Genomic DNA, 15,704 nt, shown 5'->3' on the forward strand with positions numbered 1-15,704 from the left:
GGGAGTCCCGGGCCTTTCCTCGACACAATGTCGACTTCTCGTTTCCGATCAGGTGATCAGAAGTTCTGGGTGTACCGGATGTACGGGATACGTCCCCAGCCGTCCGAGTAATCGAACGCGTAGCTGCGCGAGAAGAAGGACGACTGCGGCGGGTTGCGGTCGGCAACGTTACGCACCAGCAGGGTCAGCTCGCTGTTCCACGGGGTGAACCAGGTGGCGCTGACGTCGTGACGCGTCCACGAACCGATGTGGCCCTGCTCGATGCGAGCGGACGAGTCGTCGTTGAGGACAACCTGCTCCGAGGTGCTGTCGGTGTGGTGGATGTTCCACGCAAACCGGAAGTCACCGAACGAGTAGGTGTTGTCGAGGTTCGCGCGATACTGCGGCGTGCCTCGGGTACCCACCGTCTCGGGGCTCGGGATGTCGTCATCCAGCTCGGACTCGATCTCCCACTCGTCGACATAACCAACCTGCAGGTTCGAACGCAGCATGCCGGCATCGCCGAAGTCGAAGTTGGCACGCAGGTTGAAGTCGATACCCTGGGTTGTCAGGTCGCCTTCGTTGGCCGGGCCAAAGATGACTTCGTCGATACCACCGCTGTCGTCACGGTAAACACCCAGCCCCGGCGGGAAGGCGCGGCCTTCAAACTCGAGGTTGATGAGCTCCTGGGCACCGATCGAACGGATGATGTTGTCGATCTCGATGCGGTAGAAGTCAACCGAGCCGCTCAGCCATTCGGTGGCCTGGAAGCCGATACCGGCCGCATAGCCCTTCGAGTTTTCCGAATCCAGGTCGGGGTTACCGATCTGGAAGGCGTCGGTCTGGATTTCCGGGCAGTCGTTCTGCGGAACGCCCAGCTGCTCACAGCGGGGGAAGTCGCGCACGAACTCAGCCGAGAAGGCCGGCTTGGCGTTGATCAGCGTCAGGTCCGGAGCCGCGTAGCCCTCGGCATAGCTGGCACGCAGCGTGATGGAATCCGTCGGCTGGTAGCGCAGGGCCACCTTCGGGCTGATGTCGTCACCGTAGTCGGAGTAGTCATCGTAACGAACCGCGGCGGTCACTTCGAGGTTGTCCATGACCGGGAACAGCCACTCGGTATAGAGGGCGGAGACGTCACGTTCACCCGACGAGCTGTTGCCGGCAGAACCGCCGACCAGGCCGGCTTCCGACAGCGAGTCGTACTGGTCGGAGAAGGCTTCTTCGCGGTACTCGGCACCGACCACGGCCTGAATCCAGCCGCCGCCGATTTCGGCGATGTCCATGCCGGCGCTGCCGTAGAATTCCTTGATTTCGAATTCCGAGACGCGCGAAATGGTCACGCGCATGCCGTTGAGGGTGTCATCGGAGGCGCCGAACGGATCGGTCGGATCATAGCTGCCGTCGTCGAGGGCGGCCTGCATGTTCGAGCGCATGCCGTAGTTACGGCCAATGTCGTAACCCTTGTAGCGGCTGTAGTTGACGCCGAAGTCGAGGTCGACACCGCCGACGCGGCCTTCGAAGCCGAGCAGACCGGAGTGCACGTTGGACTCGACTTCCGAGTCACGCGGGCCCAGCGCCTGGAAGCGGTGGTAAAGAACCGCCGGGTAGTCGTACGGGTTGGCCGGGGAATCGGCGGAGACAACGGCGAAGTCCGGCAGCGGCGCGTAGCGACCGAAGGAGAAGGTGCGGGTGTTCTCCATACGGGTGTAGGCGCGCCAGTCGTCGTTGACCTGGTAGTCACCCGTGACGTGCAGCGACTGGTTGCTGATGGTCGCTTCGTCGGCCGACTCGGTGGTGAAGTCGTAGAAGCAGCCTTCGCCGCCCCAGAACGTGTCGTCGGTCAGACGATGCAGGTTCGGCGAGAGCGACTCACAGGCGCCGTCGGGGGAGTTGACCTGGCCGGCGTTCGGGCCGTCCTGCAGCACCCAGTTGTTACCGTAGGGGCTGAGGTTGTTCGACTGCGAGAACGGGTTGGCGACGGTCGATTCCGACCAGGGACGCTGGTTGGCAAAGATCATGCTGCGCGAGTTCTTCGAGGCAACGGCCAGCATGCGGCCGCGGTCGCCCTGGATACCCACCATGGCGTGACCGGCGCGCTGCTTGCCGCCATCGCGTTCCGGGTTGCTGTAGGTGTAGCTGACCTGGGCGCCTTCGTAGTCCTTGCGCGTGATGACGTTGATCACGCCGCCGATCGCGTCGGAACCGTAAACGGCCGAGGCACCATCGGACAGGATTTCAATACGCTCGACAGCACCGATCGGGATGGCGTTGATGTCCTGGCCAGTACCCGAGAACGGGCTCTTCGGGAAGCGACGGCCGTCGATCAGGACCAGGGTACGGTTGCTACCCAGGCCACGCAACGAGATCGAGCCGAAGTTCTGGGCCGAGGAACCGGACTGCGGACGGAAGGAACCGAACGAGTTGAAGGTGGTGTTGCGGAGCAGGTCGGCGATCGAGGTTTCACCCGACAGCTCGATCGCTTCGCGGTCGATCACGGTAACGGGAAGGGCACCTTCCACGTCGGCGCGCTGAATGCGCGAACCGGTGACCTGGACGCGGTCGAGGTCTGCTGCCTCTTCGTCGTCCTGGGCAGCGACCGGCGCGGCGGTCATTGCCAGGCCGGCGATCATACCCGCCCCGAGGGCGTAGTTGATTGCCTTGGCAAGTTGGTTACGGTTGTGCTTCATCAGACTCTCCATTTGTCTTTTGATTTCTGGTTGAGCATTCGATACTAGTATCGACAGCAATGTGTCGGAGCGGAAACCCTTGCCAAATCAGGCGCGCTGACGCACGGCCCGACTGACCCGGCCTCCGACTCAGCGCCGATACTAGCACCTTCGATCGCCAATGAAAAGGGTCTTGTTAATTCCGTGTAAAGCGCCGCAGTTCGCCCCGAAAGGCCTTTGATGGCGGGGCTTCCGGACGACCGAGAGCACTCCCCGGCCGCGCTTGACGGCTCTTTTCGACGCGCGCCACCGGCCCCGGCCAGGGCCCCGCCGCGAACGATTCGAAGGCTGGTATCCTTCCCGATCAAGCACCGGCTCGCCGGTCTCACCATTATTCCCCGACCCCGAGGCAGGCTTCGTGCACAACCCGCCCCATTCGGAATCGACCGATCATCAGCTGGCCCAGCAGGCCGAGTTTCGCCTGCGCCAGGGCGACCTCGCGGGCGCGCGCGAGACGTTCTGGGAACTCGCGCGCCGCAACGAGGATGCCGGCCTGTGGCTGCGCCTGGCCGAGATCGATCACGCGCTCGGCGACGGCGAGCAGGCATTGCGATCGCTTGGGCGAGCCGGCGGGATCCAGCCCCGCCCCTGGCAGGCGAGCGCACGCATTGCGGAACTCTTCTTCGAGCTCGGCCGCCCGGAGCGTTCGCTGGCCATCCTCGATCGCGAGGCCGCCCGGGATCGCGCGAATCCGCGCCTGCAGCTGCTGCTGGCCCAGGCCCGCGAGGACGCCGGCCAGCGCGAGGGCGCGATCGACGCCTACCGCCACGCGCTGGCCTGCCAGCCCGGCTGGCCGGCGGCCATGGGCGGGCTGCTGCGCGTCGCCCGTGACGAGATCAGCGAAGCGTGGCTCGACCAGGCCCAACGCATGCTGGCCGCGAGCCAGCTCGATGCCGACGAGCGGGCCGTACTCGGCTACAGCCTGGGGCGCGCGCTGGAAAGGCGCGGCGACTTCGACGGAGCTTTCCACGCCTGGCGCCGGGCCAACGAATTGCGGCGGCGGCAAAGCGGCGGCCTCGACCATGATGCGGCCCGCCTGCATGCCGACCGCCAGATTCAGCGCTACAGCCCGGACTTGCTGGCCCGCCCACCGGCGCTCGGCGCCTCCGACCGGATCCCCCTGTTCATCGTCGGCATGCCGCGAAGCGGCACGACCCTGCTCGAGCGCATGATCGGCGCCCATCCCGACGCCATCGGCTACGGCGAACTGCCGACCATGGGCCAGATCGCCCGCCAGCTCGAGCGCCATGCGCCGACCTGGCCGGCCGGAGCCGGCGCCATCGACGATGTGTACTCACCGGCATTACTGCAGGGGATGGCCGACTTCTACTACAAGGAGTTGGACCTGCGATCGAGCTCGCGCGCCCGGTTCAGCATCGACAAGGCGCCCCTGAACTTCTTCCAGGCCGGCCTGATTTCACTGTTATTGAACCACTCGCGCATCATCGTGTGCGAACGCGATCCTCGCGACGTCTGCCTGTCGATCTACTCGGAGAACTTCGCCCCCGACCAGGCGTTCGCCACCGACCTCGACGACCTGGTGTTTTTCCATCACCAGTACCGGCGCTTGATCTCGCACTGGCAGCAAACGCTGCCGAACCGGGTGCGCTGCGTGCGCTACGAAGACCTGGTCGATGCACCCGCCGAAACGCTCGAACCCCTGCTCGAGTGGATCGGCATGCCCTGGGACGACGCCTGCCTGGACTTCCATGACCGCGGCGGCGAAGTCGCCACCCCCAGCCGCTGGCAGGTGCGCCAGCCGATTTATCGCTCCAGCATGGGACGCTGGCGCAATTTCGAACCGCATATCGATCCGTTGCTGAACGCCTTCGGCAGCGAAGACGCCCCCACACTTGACGATTGAGCCGCCTGCGCGGCGACGGCTATCATGGCGGACATGAGCACGAACACACCCCCGGGCCCGGACCTGGAAAGAATGACGCAGGCGGCCGAGGCCGGCGTGGCACAAGCCCAATTCAGCCTCGGCCTGGCCTGGCTCTACGGCGATACGGGTCGGCCGGATCCGGCTCGGGCCTGGGACTGGCTCGACCGCGCGCAGCGGCAGGGCGTGGCCGAGGCGCGCGCGGCCCTCGGCACGATGTGCCTGAGCGGGCAGTGCGAGGGCCGGGAAGGCGCCTTCGACCTCGAACGCGCCGTTGAACTGCTCGAATCCGCCCACGCCGACGATTCCGTCGAGGCCGCCTACCGGCTCGGCACGCTCAAGCTGACCGGCTGTGGCGTGCCGGCCGACAGGCAGGGCGGCGCCGGCCTGATCGAGACCGCGGCCCGACGCGGGCATATGCTGGCGCTCAACGATGCCGCCTGGTGCCTGGAGCACGGCCTGGGCCTGGCGCGCAACCCGGCGCGCGCCCTGAAGGCCTGGCAGCTGGCCGCCGAGGCGGGCATGCCGCGCGGCTGGTTCACGCTCGGCGTCTGGCTGGCGCAGGGCCGGCACGTCAGCGCCGACCCGGCGCTGGCCCGGGCCTGCCTGGACAAGGCCGCCCGCTCCGACTTCCCCATGGCGGCGGAGTTGCGCGACGAACTGGCCGACGAAGGCGCCGATGCCGGCCGGGCGCTCGGGCTACAGGTCGACCCGGCTGCCGCGGCGCAAGCGCCCCGCACGAGGCGTGAGGTGCTGAGCGAGGCACCCCGGATCGAGGTGCTGCACGATTTCGTACCGGTGGACGCCAGGGCACACCTGATCGCCCGCGCCCGGCCAATGATCGAGCCTTCGAGGGTCCTCAGCGATACCGGGTCGGTCGACCGCTCCCGCATTCGCACCAGCGGCGAGACCTGCCTGCTGCCGGAACTGCTCGACGTGACGGCCTGGCACCTGCTCGAGCGGCTGCACGAGGCGATGGGCATCCCGATGGAAAACGGCGAGCCGCTGATCATCCTGCAGTACACGCCGGGCAGCGAGTACCAGCCGCACTACGACTATTTCGACCCGGACAGGCCGGGCTCGCAAACGGCCCTGCGCCAGGGCGGCCAGCGCACCTGGACGCTGCTGACCTATCTCAACGCCGTCGCCGGCGGCGGCGCCACGGCGTTTCCGGATCTCGACATCGAGGTTGCGCCGGACCCAGGCAGCGTGCTGGCCTTCCGCAACGTCGACGAAGCGGGTGGGATCGAGCCGCGCACCCTGCATGCCGGCCTGCCGGTCACCGCGGGTGAAAAATGGCTGGCCACGCGCTGGATCAGGGAGCGGCCCTTCGTTGCCGAACGCGGCGCCGGAAGGCCCGAACCGGGCTCGAGCACGCCCGAGTAGGTCCGTCCTAGCGCACCAGTTCCTCGCGAATACGCCCCAGGGCCTCGTGCAGCGCCGAGGGCACGCGCGGCCCGAAGGCTTCCAGGTGCCGGCCGATCGCCGCGACTTCTTCCCGCCATTCGACCGGATCGACCCGCAGCAGCTCTTCCATGTCGGGCTGCTCGTCGAGGCCGTCGAGATTGATCGCGGCGGGATCGGGCAGGCCGCCCACCGGCGTGTCGACCACATCGGCCTCGTCGCGGCAGCGCGCCATGATCCACTCGAGCACGCGCATGTTGTCGCCGAAGCCCGGCCAGATGAACTTGCCGTCACCGTCGCGGCGGAACCAGTTGACCTGGAAGATCCGCGGCGGCTTTGTCAGCTTGCCGCCAACATCGAGCCAGTGGGCCCAGTAGTCGGCGAAGTGGTATCCACAGAAGGGCTTCATGGCCATGGGGTCGCGCCGCACGATGCCGACCTGGCCGGTGGCCGCGGCCGTGGTCTCCGAGGCCATGCCAGCGCCGACCAGCACGCCGTGGGTCCAGTCGCGCGCCTCGAGCACCAGCGGCGCCAGGCTGGCGCGCCGGCCGCCGAAAATGATGGCGTCGATCGGCACGCCGTCGGGATTGTCGGCCTGATCGGAATAGCTCGGGCAGCGATCGATCGCCACGGTAAAGCGCGAATTCGGATGTGCCGCCGGGCCGTGCTTGGGGTCGAAGGGACGGCCGCGCCAGTCCTTCGCCGGCTTGCCCTCGCCCAGGCCTTCCCACCAGGGCTGGTTGTCCTCGGTGACCGCGACGTTGGTGAAGATCGTCTCGCGGTCGAGCATGGCCAGGGCGTTGGGGTTGGTCTTCGCGCCCGTGCCCGGCGCGACGCCGAAGAAACCGGCTTCCGGGTTGATCGCCCACAGCCGGCCGTCCTCGCCGGGGTGCAGCCAGCAGATATCGTCACCCACCGTCCACACCTTCCAGCCGGCCTCGCGGTAGGCCTCGGGCGGAATCAGCATGGCCAGGTTGGTCTTGCCGCAGGCCGAGGGGAAGGCGCCGGCGACGTAGCGGACCTCGCCCTCGGGGTTCTCGATGCCGACGATCAGCATGTGCTCGGCCAGCCAGCCCTCGGTGCGCGCCTGGTAGCTGGCGATGCGCAGCGCGTGGCACTTCTTGCCCAACAGGGCGTTGCCACCGTAACCCGAGCCGAAGCTCTGGATGCTGAGCTCTTCGGGAAAGTGGACGATGTAGCGGCGGTCCGGATCGAGGTCGCCGGTCGAATGCAGGCCCTTGACGAAGCTGCCGTCGCGCTCGATGCGCGCCAGGGCTTCGCTGCCCATGCGCGTCATCAGGCGCATGTTGGCGACCACGTAGGGGCTGTCGGTGATCTCCACGCCGCAGCGCGAGAAGGGTGAGTCGATCGGGCCCATGCAGTAGGGCACGACATACAGCGTGCGGCCTTCCATGCAGCCGGCGAACAGGCCTTTCATCAGCGCATGGGCTTCGGCCGGCGCCATCCAGTTGTTGTTGGGCCCGGCGTCTTCCTCGCGCGCGGTGCAAACGTAGGTGAGATGCTCGACCCGCGCGACGTCGGCCGGGTCGGAGCGATGCAGGTAGCAATCCGGGTGGGTCTCGGGGTTGAGCCGTTCGAGATCGCCGGCTTCGAGCATGGTCCCGATCAGCCGTTCATTCTCGGCCGCGGAACCGTCGCACCAGTGAATCCGGGACGCCCGGGCATGGGTTGCGACTTCGTCGACCCAGTCGTTGAGAATCTGCAGTTTGGAAGACATGCGCGCGCCGCTTTTGTGCGAGTGATCAAGGTCGGGCAGGTTAGCCCCTCAGGGGGCGGGAATCAATCAATCCGGATTGGATTTTCCAATGATCGTCCCGGCTGGCCAAGGCTCTGCCAATACCCCGATGCCCTGCCCGCCTCGCCCATCACAGATCGAAGGGCGCGAGCTTGCGCTCGACATAGCTGAAGTCGGGGCGAACGTACTGCGGCAGTCCGTCCTTGCCGTAGGCCGGATAGGCCTCGCCGCGGATCAGCGGCTCGAGATAGGCACGGCAACTCGGCGTGATGCCGAAGCCGTCGGCGGCGATGAACTTTTTCGGCATCTTCTTTTCGTGGTTGGCGATGCGCGACAGCGGCGCCGGCTCGATCTTCCAGCGGTAGGGCTTGTCGCTGCTGCGCTTGATCACGGGCATCACCCCCGACTCGCCGGCAATCGCCAGCTCGACGGCGGCCTTGCCCACCGCGCGGGCGTGTTCGAGATCCGTGGCCGACGCGATATGCCGCGCCGAACGCTGCAGGTAGTCACTCACCGCCCAGTGGCACTTGTAGCCGAGATCCTCCTTGACCATGCCGGCGACCACCGGCGCGACGCCGCCGAGCTGCTTGTGCCCGAACGCATCGGTGCTGCCGGCGTCGGCCAGGAACTGTCCGTCGGCCGTGCGCGCACCCTCGGAGACGACGATCGAGCAGTAGCCGTTGGCCTCCACCGAGCGACGGACCTTGTCGCGAAACTTCTCGCGATCGAACGGCACTTCGGGAAACAGGATGACCTGGGGTGGGTCGCCCTTTTCCTTCCCGGCCAGGCCGCCGGCGGCGGCGATCCAGCCGGCATGGCGCCCCATCACTTCCAGGATGAACACCTTGGTCGAACTCGAGGCCATGGCCATCACGTCCAGGCTGGCTTCCAGGATCGACACGGCCACGTACTTGGCCACCGAGCCGAAACCGGGGCAGTTGTCGGTCACCGCCAGGTCGTTGTCGATGGTCTTGGGAATACCGATGCACTGCACGTGAAAGCCGAGCTTGTCGCCGATCTGCGAGACCTTCCAGGCGGTGTCGGCCGAGTCGTTGCCGCCGTTGTAGAAGAAACAGCCGATGTTGTGCGCCTTGAACACCTCGATCAGGCGCTCGTACTCGCGCCGGTTGTCCTCGATCGACTTGAGCTTGTAGCGACAGGAGCCGAACGCGCCGCCGGGGGTGTGGTTGAGCGCGGCCACTTCCGATTTCTTCAGCTTGCTCGTATCGATCAGCCGCTCCTCGAGCGCCCCCATGATGCCGTCACGCGCAGCATATACCTTGCCGATTTGATCGCGGTTGGCCCGCGCGGTCTCGATCACCGCCGCGGCGGTGGCGTTGATCACCGGCGTCACACCACCGGACTGGGCGTAGAGGATGTTCTTCTTGGGCATGACGCGTTCTCGTGATCGAAGCCTGTCGGGAAGGATAGCGAATCATTGGCTGGTTCGCTTGTTGGCTGGTTTGCTGGTTTGCTGGTTCGGCAACTGCGCGGATTGCGGGGCGGCTCTGCCGCGATGGCCCGATGCCGGCTGCACGCGAGAGCCCGTCAGTGTTCACCCGCTTTCGCTGCGAAGCCGCCCACCAATCCTCTACGGCGCCGAACCAGCCAACCAGCCAACAAGCCAACAAGCCAACCAGCAAACACCCCCTACCGCCGACGATCTCGAAACGAGCACTCCCCAACAACCCCTTCCCGACTGCATTTGACACCCCCGCCCTTCCCGGTTAGCTTTGTCGGCTTGATTCCACTACCACGCGCGCAAGCGTCCTAAAACCATGCGTATCGTATTGCTCGGCCCGCCGGGTTCCGGCAAGGGCACCCAGGCCGCCCTCCTCAAGGAGCGCCTCGGCGTTGTGCATATTTCCACCGGCGAACTGCTGCGCGCCGCGGTGGCCGAAGGCACCGAACTCGGCAAGCAGGCCAAGGCCGCCATGGACGCCGGGGAGCTGGTATCCGACGAGCTCATGCTGGGCCTGATCGAGGAAAAGCTGGGTCAGCCGGAGGCCGAACCGGGCTTCATTCTCGACGGCTACCCGCGCAACCAGGCCCAGGCCGAAGCGCTCGACAAGCTGCTCGACCGGCTCGGCCAGCCCATCGACCATGCCCTGGAGCTGACTGTCGACGAGGAGCAGATCGTCAAGCGACTGGCCCTGCGGGCCGAAGAAGAAGGCCGCTCCGATGACACCGAGGCGGTGATCCGCAAGCGCCTGTCGGTTTATCGCGAGCAGACCGCGCCGATCTCCCAGCACTACGCGGAAAAGGGCATCCTGGTTCGTGTCGACGGCGTCGGCGAGATCGACGAGATCAATCGGCGCCTTGCCGCGGCGCTTTCCTGACGCGGATTCGCGCCCGCAGCACGCCATCACGCGTGTCGGCATGAAGCAGTTCGTGACCGCTGCGCTGGCAGAACACGGCGAGATCGATCTCGGCCATCGGGTCGGTGGCCAGCACCTCCAGCTCCGCACCCGCGGCGAGGTCGTGCATGGCCTGGCGCGTTCGCCAGACCGGCTCGGGACAGGCCAGGCCGCGGCAGTCGACCACCCGTACGTCCGTATCGTGCCCGCTCATGTCTGAACTCTTCTCCCGCCTGATCGGCATCCTGATGCTCAGAAACGGCCCGCAGGATCTGCCGGGCGGCAGCCGCCCCCTGACCCTGGCGATGGCCTTCTACGTGGCGGCCACCGCGATGTCGCTATCGCTCGGTGAAGGCGGGCCCGACAATCCGGTCGCCGCGCTGGCACTGGCGACTGTGCTGCCGATGATCCTGGTTCGCATTGTACTCGGGCTGCGCGGCCGACCCGCCCGCTGGAGTCAGACGCTCGCCGCGCTGTTCGGCAGCAGCGCCCTGATTACGCTGCTTTCCATGCCGCTGGGCGCGAGCGCGAGCGCGGGCGGCGAACCCGACCCGGTCCTGGTCATCGCCAGCCTGGTGCTGTTCATCTGGTCCTTTGCCGTCGATGCCCATATCTGGCGTCACGCACTCGACACCACCTTTGCCGCAGGACTGGCGGTGGCGGTGTTACTGTTCACGCTATCCATGTACACCATCACCTTGATTGCAGGTCCGTTTTGAAAATCCATATTCTCGGCATTTGCGGCACGTTCATGGGCGGGCTCGCCGCCCTGGCCCGTTCGGACGGTCACGAAATCAGCGGTTCGGACGAGAACGTCTACCCGCCCATGAGCACGCAGCTCGAGTCGCTCGGCATCGCGCTCAGCGAAGGCTACGACCCGGCCCACATCCCCGACGACGTCGACCTGGTGATCATCGGCAACGCCCTCAGCCGCGGCAACCCGGCGATCGAGCACGTGCTCGACAACGACATTCCGTTTGCCTCCGGGCCGCGCTGGCTGGGGGAGACCTACCTGCGGCGGCGCACCGTCCTGGCGGTTGCCGGCACGCACGGCAAGACCACCACGGCGAGCATGCTGGCCTGGATCCTGGAAGATGCGGGCAAGCAGCCCGGCTTTCTCATCGGCGGCCTTCCGGTCAATTTCGGCGTCTCCGCGCGCACCGGCGAGGACCTGTTCGTGGTCGAGGCCGATGAATACGACACGGCCTTTTTCGACAAGCGCGCCAAGTTCGTCCACTACCGCCCGCGCATCGCCGTGCTCAACAACCTGGAATTCGATCACGCCGACATCTACCCGGACCTGTCGGCCATCCAGACGCAGTTCCACCACCTGGTGCGCACCATTCCCGGCAACGGTCGCCTGGTCGTCAACGCCGCCGACCAGAACCTCCAGGCCGTGCTCGATCGCGGCTGCTGGACGCCGGTTTCGGGCTTCGGCCTGAGCGAGAACGGAGCCGGCGAATGGCAGGTCGGTCTGGACGATCCCGCCGGCCGCAAACTGTCGATCAGCCAGGCCGGCGAACAGGTCGGCACGCTGGAGTGGCCCCTGACCGGGCGCCACAATGCGCTCAACGCCCTGGCGGCGATTGCCGCGGCCGATGCGGCCGGCGTCGAGCCGGCGCAATCCATCGAGGCGCTGTCGCGCTTCGAGGGCGTCAAGCGGCGCCTGGAGCTCCTGGGCGAGCGCGGCGGCATCCACGTCTACGACGACTTCGCCCACCACCCGACGGCCATTCGCCTGACCCTCGAGGGGCTACGTCGCGCCGTGGGTAACGCGCGCATACTCGTCGCGCTCGAGCCGGCCAGCAACACCATGCGCGCCGGGTTTCATGTCGCCGAGCTGCCATCGGCCCTGACCGCGGCCGACTTTGTCTGGCTGCGCAGTTCCGACGGCATGGACTGGGACCCGCACGCGGTGATCGAGAAAACCGGCGGCCGGGGCCGCCCCCGCAGCCGCGTCGACAACCTGCTCGAAGACCTGCTGGCCGAGGCCCGGCCCGGCGACCACGTCATTTTCATGAGCAACCGCGGTTTCGAGAACGCCCCGCAGCGCTTCTTCGAGGCCCTGGCATGAGCGGCGAGCAGCTGCCCCTGTTTCCCCTCAAGACCGTGCTCTTTCCGGGTGCGCCGCTGACCCTGCGCATTTTCGAGCAGCGCTACCTCGACATGGTGCGGGATTGCGCGCGCAACGGCACCGGCTTCGGCGTGGTTTGTGCCTGGCCGGCCGAGCACGAAGACCGCGCCAGCCACGCGCGCATCGGCACCGAAGCGATGATGATCGACTTCGACCAGCTCGAAGACGGCCTGCTGGGGGTGACCTGCCGCGGCCAACGGCGCTTTTTGATTCGCGCCACCCGTGCCCGCGAAGACGGCCTGCTCATCGGTGACGTCGACTGGCTGCCGCCCGAACCGGCCGCACCCGTGCCGCCGCGCTGCGCGGCCCTGCAGACCCTGATGCAGGAACTGATGCGCCACCGCGACCTGGCACAGCACTTCGAGGTCGACATCGAGGACGCCAGCAGCCTCGGGCGCACCCTGGCGGCCAGCCTCGCGCTGCCGGAGGAACACGCCCAGGCCCTGCTGGAAATGACCGACCCGATCAGCCGCCTCGAGGGCCTGATCAGTCTGCTCGAGGATGCCGACGAGGAAGACGACTGATCAGGCGCAGTCTCGCCTCCCCCACCGGGCGGATCTCGGCGCGGTCGCCCAGGGCGTTTTCCAGCGCCTGCAGGGCCGCTTCCGGCTCGCGCGCGTCCTGCCAGCGATTGACCAGCCCCAGAACCTCGCCGACCGTCTCGATCCTTACCTGCCCGAGCCAGACCGGGATATCGCCGGGCTGAAGCCGAGTGCCGGAAGCCCAAAGCCGCAGCACCTCGCGCCGCCCGTCGTCGCGGTCGCGGACCAGGATCAGGTTCTCGGGCTTACCGGCGAAATCGCGCGCCAGATGCGGCAACCGGTCCGGGTCCGGACGCACGCTGAGCAATGCCGCCCAGCGCAACGAGCGAGCTTGCGGTTTGCGCCAGCCCGAATCAGCCAGGCGTTCGACCAGCCAGGCGCGCGAGCCGGCGTACTGAAAATCGAAGCGCTGGCTCTCGGCGAGGCCCAGGCGCGAGCGCCGCGCCGGCAGGTCCTGCCAGCCGCCGGCCTGCCAGGCGTTGGCCGAAATGCTCTGGCGCGGCAGTTCGAGCCGCGTGGCGTCGGCAAGCCGCTGGTAGCCGCCGTCGAGCTGGAAAGCCGTCACCGAGACCAGCAAACCGTAGAACAACAGCGCCAGCATGCCCGGATGCCGCCGCGGCAGGGAACGCTGCCGATAGCCGATACCCACCAGGGCCAGCCAGCCGCCGCCCAGGGCGAGCGCGGCGGCCAGGCCCAGCGGCGTGACCAGGCCCAGGTAGAAGCTGGCGAATGCGACCAGGGACAGCAGCACCGTGTTGACCAGGTAAGCCCACTTGCGGTGGACCGCGCGCAGGTCCTTGGCCACCATGACGGCGAAAAAGCCCAGCAACACCGTGGCCAGCGTCAGCCCGCGATGCGGCACCTCGCCGTAGCCGGGCGCGGCCCCGGGCGCCGGGAAGAGAAAACCCAGCCAGGCATTGAGCAGCTCGGCGAGCAGCCAGCCGCCGGCGGTGGCCGCCAGCCAGTGCGCGGCGGCGTTGCCGCGCCCGAGCGCCAGCATGAGCAAGGCCATCGTGCCGGCAACCACGGCCAGCACGCGAAGATCGCCGGCGAAGGCGATCGTGATCATGACCGGGTCGGCCACGTGGTTGCGCAGGCTGGTCGCCAGTGAAGCCAGCTGCCGCTCGGCGTCCAGCGTGCCGGCGGCGAACGGCGCGGCGATGATCACGGCAAGCAGCACCGACAGGCACCCCAGCAGAAACAAGCCGAGCAGGGTCACCGAAAGCAGCTCCCGCCGCCCGGGCCCCGTTCCGAACAGCGGCTCGACCCAGCGGCCGATCAGGGGGTGATCGCTCGACCAGCGGATCAGGCTGCGCAGCCACCAGCTGCTGCGCCGGGCCGTATAGGTATAGATCACGCGGGTCGCCCAAACCACACCCCACAGCACCAGCAGCAGCGCGACCAGCACGACGGCCAGCCGCCCGGCGAATTCCGCGGCCAGCTCGAGCGAAGCCCCGAACAGCAGCCCTGGCAGCATGTAGATCGGCACCCATATGGCGCAGGCCGGAATGGTGGCCAGCAGCATGGTGCGCGGTGGCAGGTTCATCGCACCCGCGACCAAGGCGCTGACCGGGCGGGTCGGGCCGAGCAGCCGCCCGAAGAAAACGCCCTTGCCGCCGTGGCGAATCATCGCCGCGCGAACCCGGGCCATCAGGTCGGGATGACGACGTAGCAGGGGCCAGCCATCGATACGCTCACGATAGTGGCGGCCGATCCAGTAGCTGGTCCAGTCGCCGCCGAGCGCGCCGAAGAAGGCCGCCAGCCAGCACCACATGAACAGCGCAAGATCACCGCTGGCGACCGCGCCGATAACGAACAGCAGCACCACGCCCGGCAGCAGCAGGCCGAGCAGCGCCACCGACTCGAGGAACGCGAACACCGCCGACATGGCAATGAGCCAACCCGAATGGGACTGGACCAGCTCGAAGGTTCGGTCGATCAGCGTCGTTTCCATGGCCGATGGCTGCGGACGGGCCCGTGCGAAGGCGGCCCGTGTTCCTTAGGATATGCTTTCAGTTTCGCATTAGAGGACACACGAAGCCATGACTGCATCGCTCGCGGGCAAGACCCTGTTCATCTCCGGCGCCTCGCGCGGCATCGGCCTGGCCATCGCGCTCAAGGCGGCCGCCGACGGCGCCAACGTGGCCGTCGCGGCCAAGACCGACCGGCCCCACCCGAAGCTGCCCGGCACGATTCACACCGCCGCCGAGGAAATCGAGGCCGCCGGCGGAAACGCCCTGCCGTTGAAGCTCGACATCCGCGACGAGGACGCCGTGCGTGAAGCCATGGCGAAGACCGCCGAGACCTTCGGCGGCATCGACGTTCTCGTCAATAACGCCTCGGCGATCTACCTCGCGCCCACGCCGGACGTGCCCATGAAACGCTACGACCTGATGCACGGCGTCAACACCCGCGGCACTTTCGTTTGCTCGCAGGCCGCGCTGCCGTACCTAAAGCAGTCCGACAACCCGCATATCCTGAACCTGTCGCCGCCGCTGAACATGGAACCCAAATGGTTCGCCCCGCACGTGGCCTACACCATGGCCAAGTACGGCATGAGCATGTGCGTGCTGGGCATGGCCGAGGAGTTCCGCGCCGACGCCATCGGGGTCAACGCGCTGTGGCCGAAAACGGTCATCGCCACCGCCGCCCTGGCCATGCTGGGCGACGCGGTCAAGCCCGAGAATTGCCGCAAGCCCGAAATCCTGGCCGACACCGCCCACTGGATCCTCACCCAACCCGCGGGCGAGGTGACGGGCAACTTCTTCATCGACGAGGACGTGCTCGAAAAGATGGGCGTGAGCGACCTGGATCAGTACGCCGTCGAGCCGGGCAAGGACCTGCTGCCGGATCTCTTCCTTTGATGCGTTGTCGCGTCCCCTGGATTGGGGGCACTAGTTGTGGCGTACTGATTGGCTTCTCGC

General features: G+C 67.2%; 12 protein-coding genes. 7 read left to right on the plus strand and 5 right to left on the minus strand.

Going from position 1 to position 15,704, the window contains the following annotated elements:
- Positions 1–56: 56 nt before the first annotated feature.
- Entirely contained in the window at positions 57–2,666 is a 2,610-nt protein-coding gene (locus ACDC67_RS12835; RefSeq protein ID WP_376693733.1) for a TonB-dependent receptor plug domain-containing protein, read from the minus strand.
- Positions 2,667–3,063: 397 nt separating this feature from the next.
- On the opposite strand from ACDC67_RS12835, the gene ACDC67_RS12840 reads away from it, so the two are divergent.
- Both ACDC67_RS12840 and ACDC67_RS12845 read left to right on the plus strand, forming a co-directional pair.
- Positions 3,064–4,569 carry a tetratricopeptide repeat-containing sulfotransferase family protein gene (locus ACDC67_RS12840; protein WP_376693735.1) on the plus strand — a complete coding sequence of 502 codons (1,506 nt, stop codon included), beginning with the start codon at positions 3,064–3,066 and terminating at the stop codon, positions 4,567–4,569.
- A gap of 33 nt (positions 4,570–4,602) precedes the next feature.
- On the plus strand, positions 4,603–5,973 hold the full coding sequence (locus tag ACDC67_RS12845) for a 2OG-Fe(II) oxygenase (protein ID WP_376693737.1): 1,371 nt from the start codon (positions 4,603–4,605) through the stop codon (positions 5,971–5,973).
- A gap of 7 nt (positions 5,974–5,980) precedes the next feature.
- Here the strand turns inward: ACDC67_RS12845 and ACDC67_RS12850 are convergent, their stop codons facing one another.
- Positions 5,981–7,729 (minus strand): phosphoenolpyruvate carboxykinase (GTP), encoded by a 1,749-nt coding sequence (locus ACDC67_RS12850; RefSeq protein ID WP_376693738.1) that lies wholly within the window; start codon positions 7,727–7,729, stop codon positions 5,981–5,983.
- 148 nt (positions 7,730–7,877) lie between these two features.
- Complete coding sequence (locus ACDC67_RS12855) at positions 7,878–9,140, minus strand: 6-phosphofructokinase (RefSeq protein ID WP_376693740.1); 1,263 nt, start codon at positions 9,138–9,140, stop codon at positions 7,878–7,880.
- 385 nt (positions 9,141–9,525) lie between these two features.
- Here ACDC67_RS12855 and ACDC67_RS12860 point away from each other — a divergent pair, with 385 nt between their 5' ends.
- Positions 9,526–10,086 carry an adenylate kinase gene (locus ACDC67_RS12860; protein ID WP_376693741.1) on the plus strand — a complete coding sequence of 187 codons (561 nt, stop codon included), beginning with the start codon at positions 9,526–9,528 and terminating at the stop codon, positions 10,084–10,086.
- Here ACDC67_RS12860 and ACDC67_RS12865 read toward each other — a convergent pair.
- A complete protein-coding gene (locus tag ACDC67_RS12865; RefSeq protein ID WP_376693743.1) occupies positions 10,055–10,318 on the minus strand; it encodes a sulfurtransferase TusA family protein in 264 nt (87 codons plus the stop codon). The two genes, ACDC67_RS12860 and ACDC67_RS12865, sit on opposite strands and share 32 nt — an antisense overlap.
- Here ACDC67_RS12865 and ACDC67_RS12870 point away from each other — a divergent pair.
- From ACDC67_RS12870 to ACDC67_RS12880, 3 genes are read left to right on the plus strand one after another with little or no spacing between them, the layout of a single operon-like run.
- A complete protein-coding gene (locus ACDC67_RS12870; RefSeq protein WP_376693745.1) occupies positions 10,317–10,823 on the plus strand; it encodes a hypothetical protein in 507 nt (168 codons plus the stop codon). The two genes, ACDC67_RS12865 and ACDC67_RS12870, sit on opposite strands and share 2 nt — an antisense overlap.
- Positions 10,820–12,178 carry a UDP-N-acetylmuramate:L-alanyl-gamma-D-glutamyl-meso-diaminopimelate ligase gene (gene mpl / locus ACDC67_RS12875; RefSeq protein ID WP_376693747.1) on the plus strand — a complete coding sequence of 453 codons (1,359 nt, stop codon included), beginning with the start codon at positions 10,820–10,822 and terminating at the stop codon, positions 12,176–12,178. The genes ACDC67_RS12870 and mpl overlap by 4 nt, the downstream gene beginning before the upstream one ends.
- Positions 12,175–12,762 (plus strand): LON peptidase substrate-binding domain-containing protein, encoded by a 588-nt coding sequence (locus tag ACDC67_RS12880; RefSeq protein WP_376693748.1) that lies wholly within the window; start codon positions 12,175–12,177, stop codon positions 12,760–12,762. The genes mpl and ACDC67_RS12880 overlap by 4 nt, the downstream gene beginning before the upstream one ends.
- Here the strand turns inward: ACDC67_RS12880 and ACDC67_RS12885 are convergent.
- Entirely contained in the window at positions 12,725–14,734 is a 2,010-nt protein-coding gene (locus ACDC67_RS12885) for a VTT domain-containing protein (protein WP_376693749.1), read from the minus strand. The two genes, ACDC67_RS12880 and ACDC67_RS12885, sit on opposite strands and share 38 nt — an antisense overlap.
- Before the next feature lie 88 nt (positions 14,735–14,822).
- Between ACDC67_RS12885 and ACDC67_RS12890 the strand changes: the two genes are divergently transcribed.
- Positions 14,823–15,644, plus strand: coding sequence for an SDR family oxidoreductase (locus tag ACDC67_RS12890; RefSeq protein WP_376693751.1), 822 nt, complete (start codon positions 14,823–14,825; stop codon positions 15,642–15,644).
- Positions 15,645–15,704 lie beyond the last annotated feature (60 nt).

The organism is Wenzhouxiangella indolica (genome assembly GCF_042310355.1).
Taxonomy (GTDB): Bacteria; Pseudomonadota; Gammaproteobacteria; order Xanthomonadales; family Wenzhouxiangellaceae; genus Wenzhouxiangella.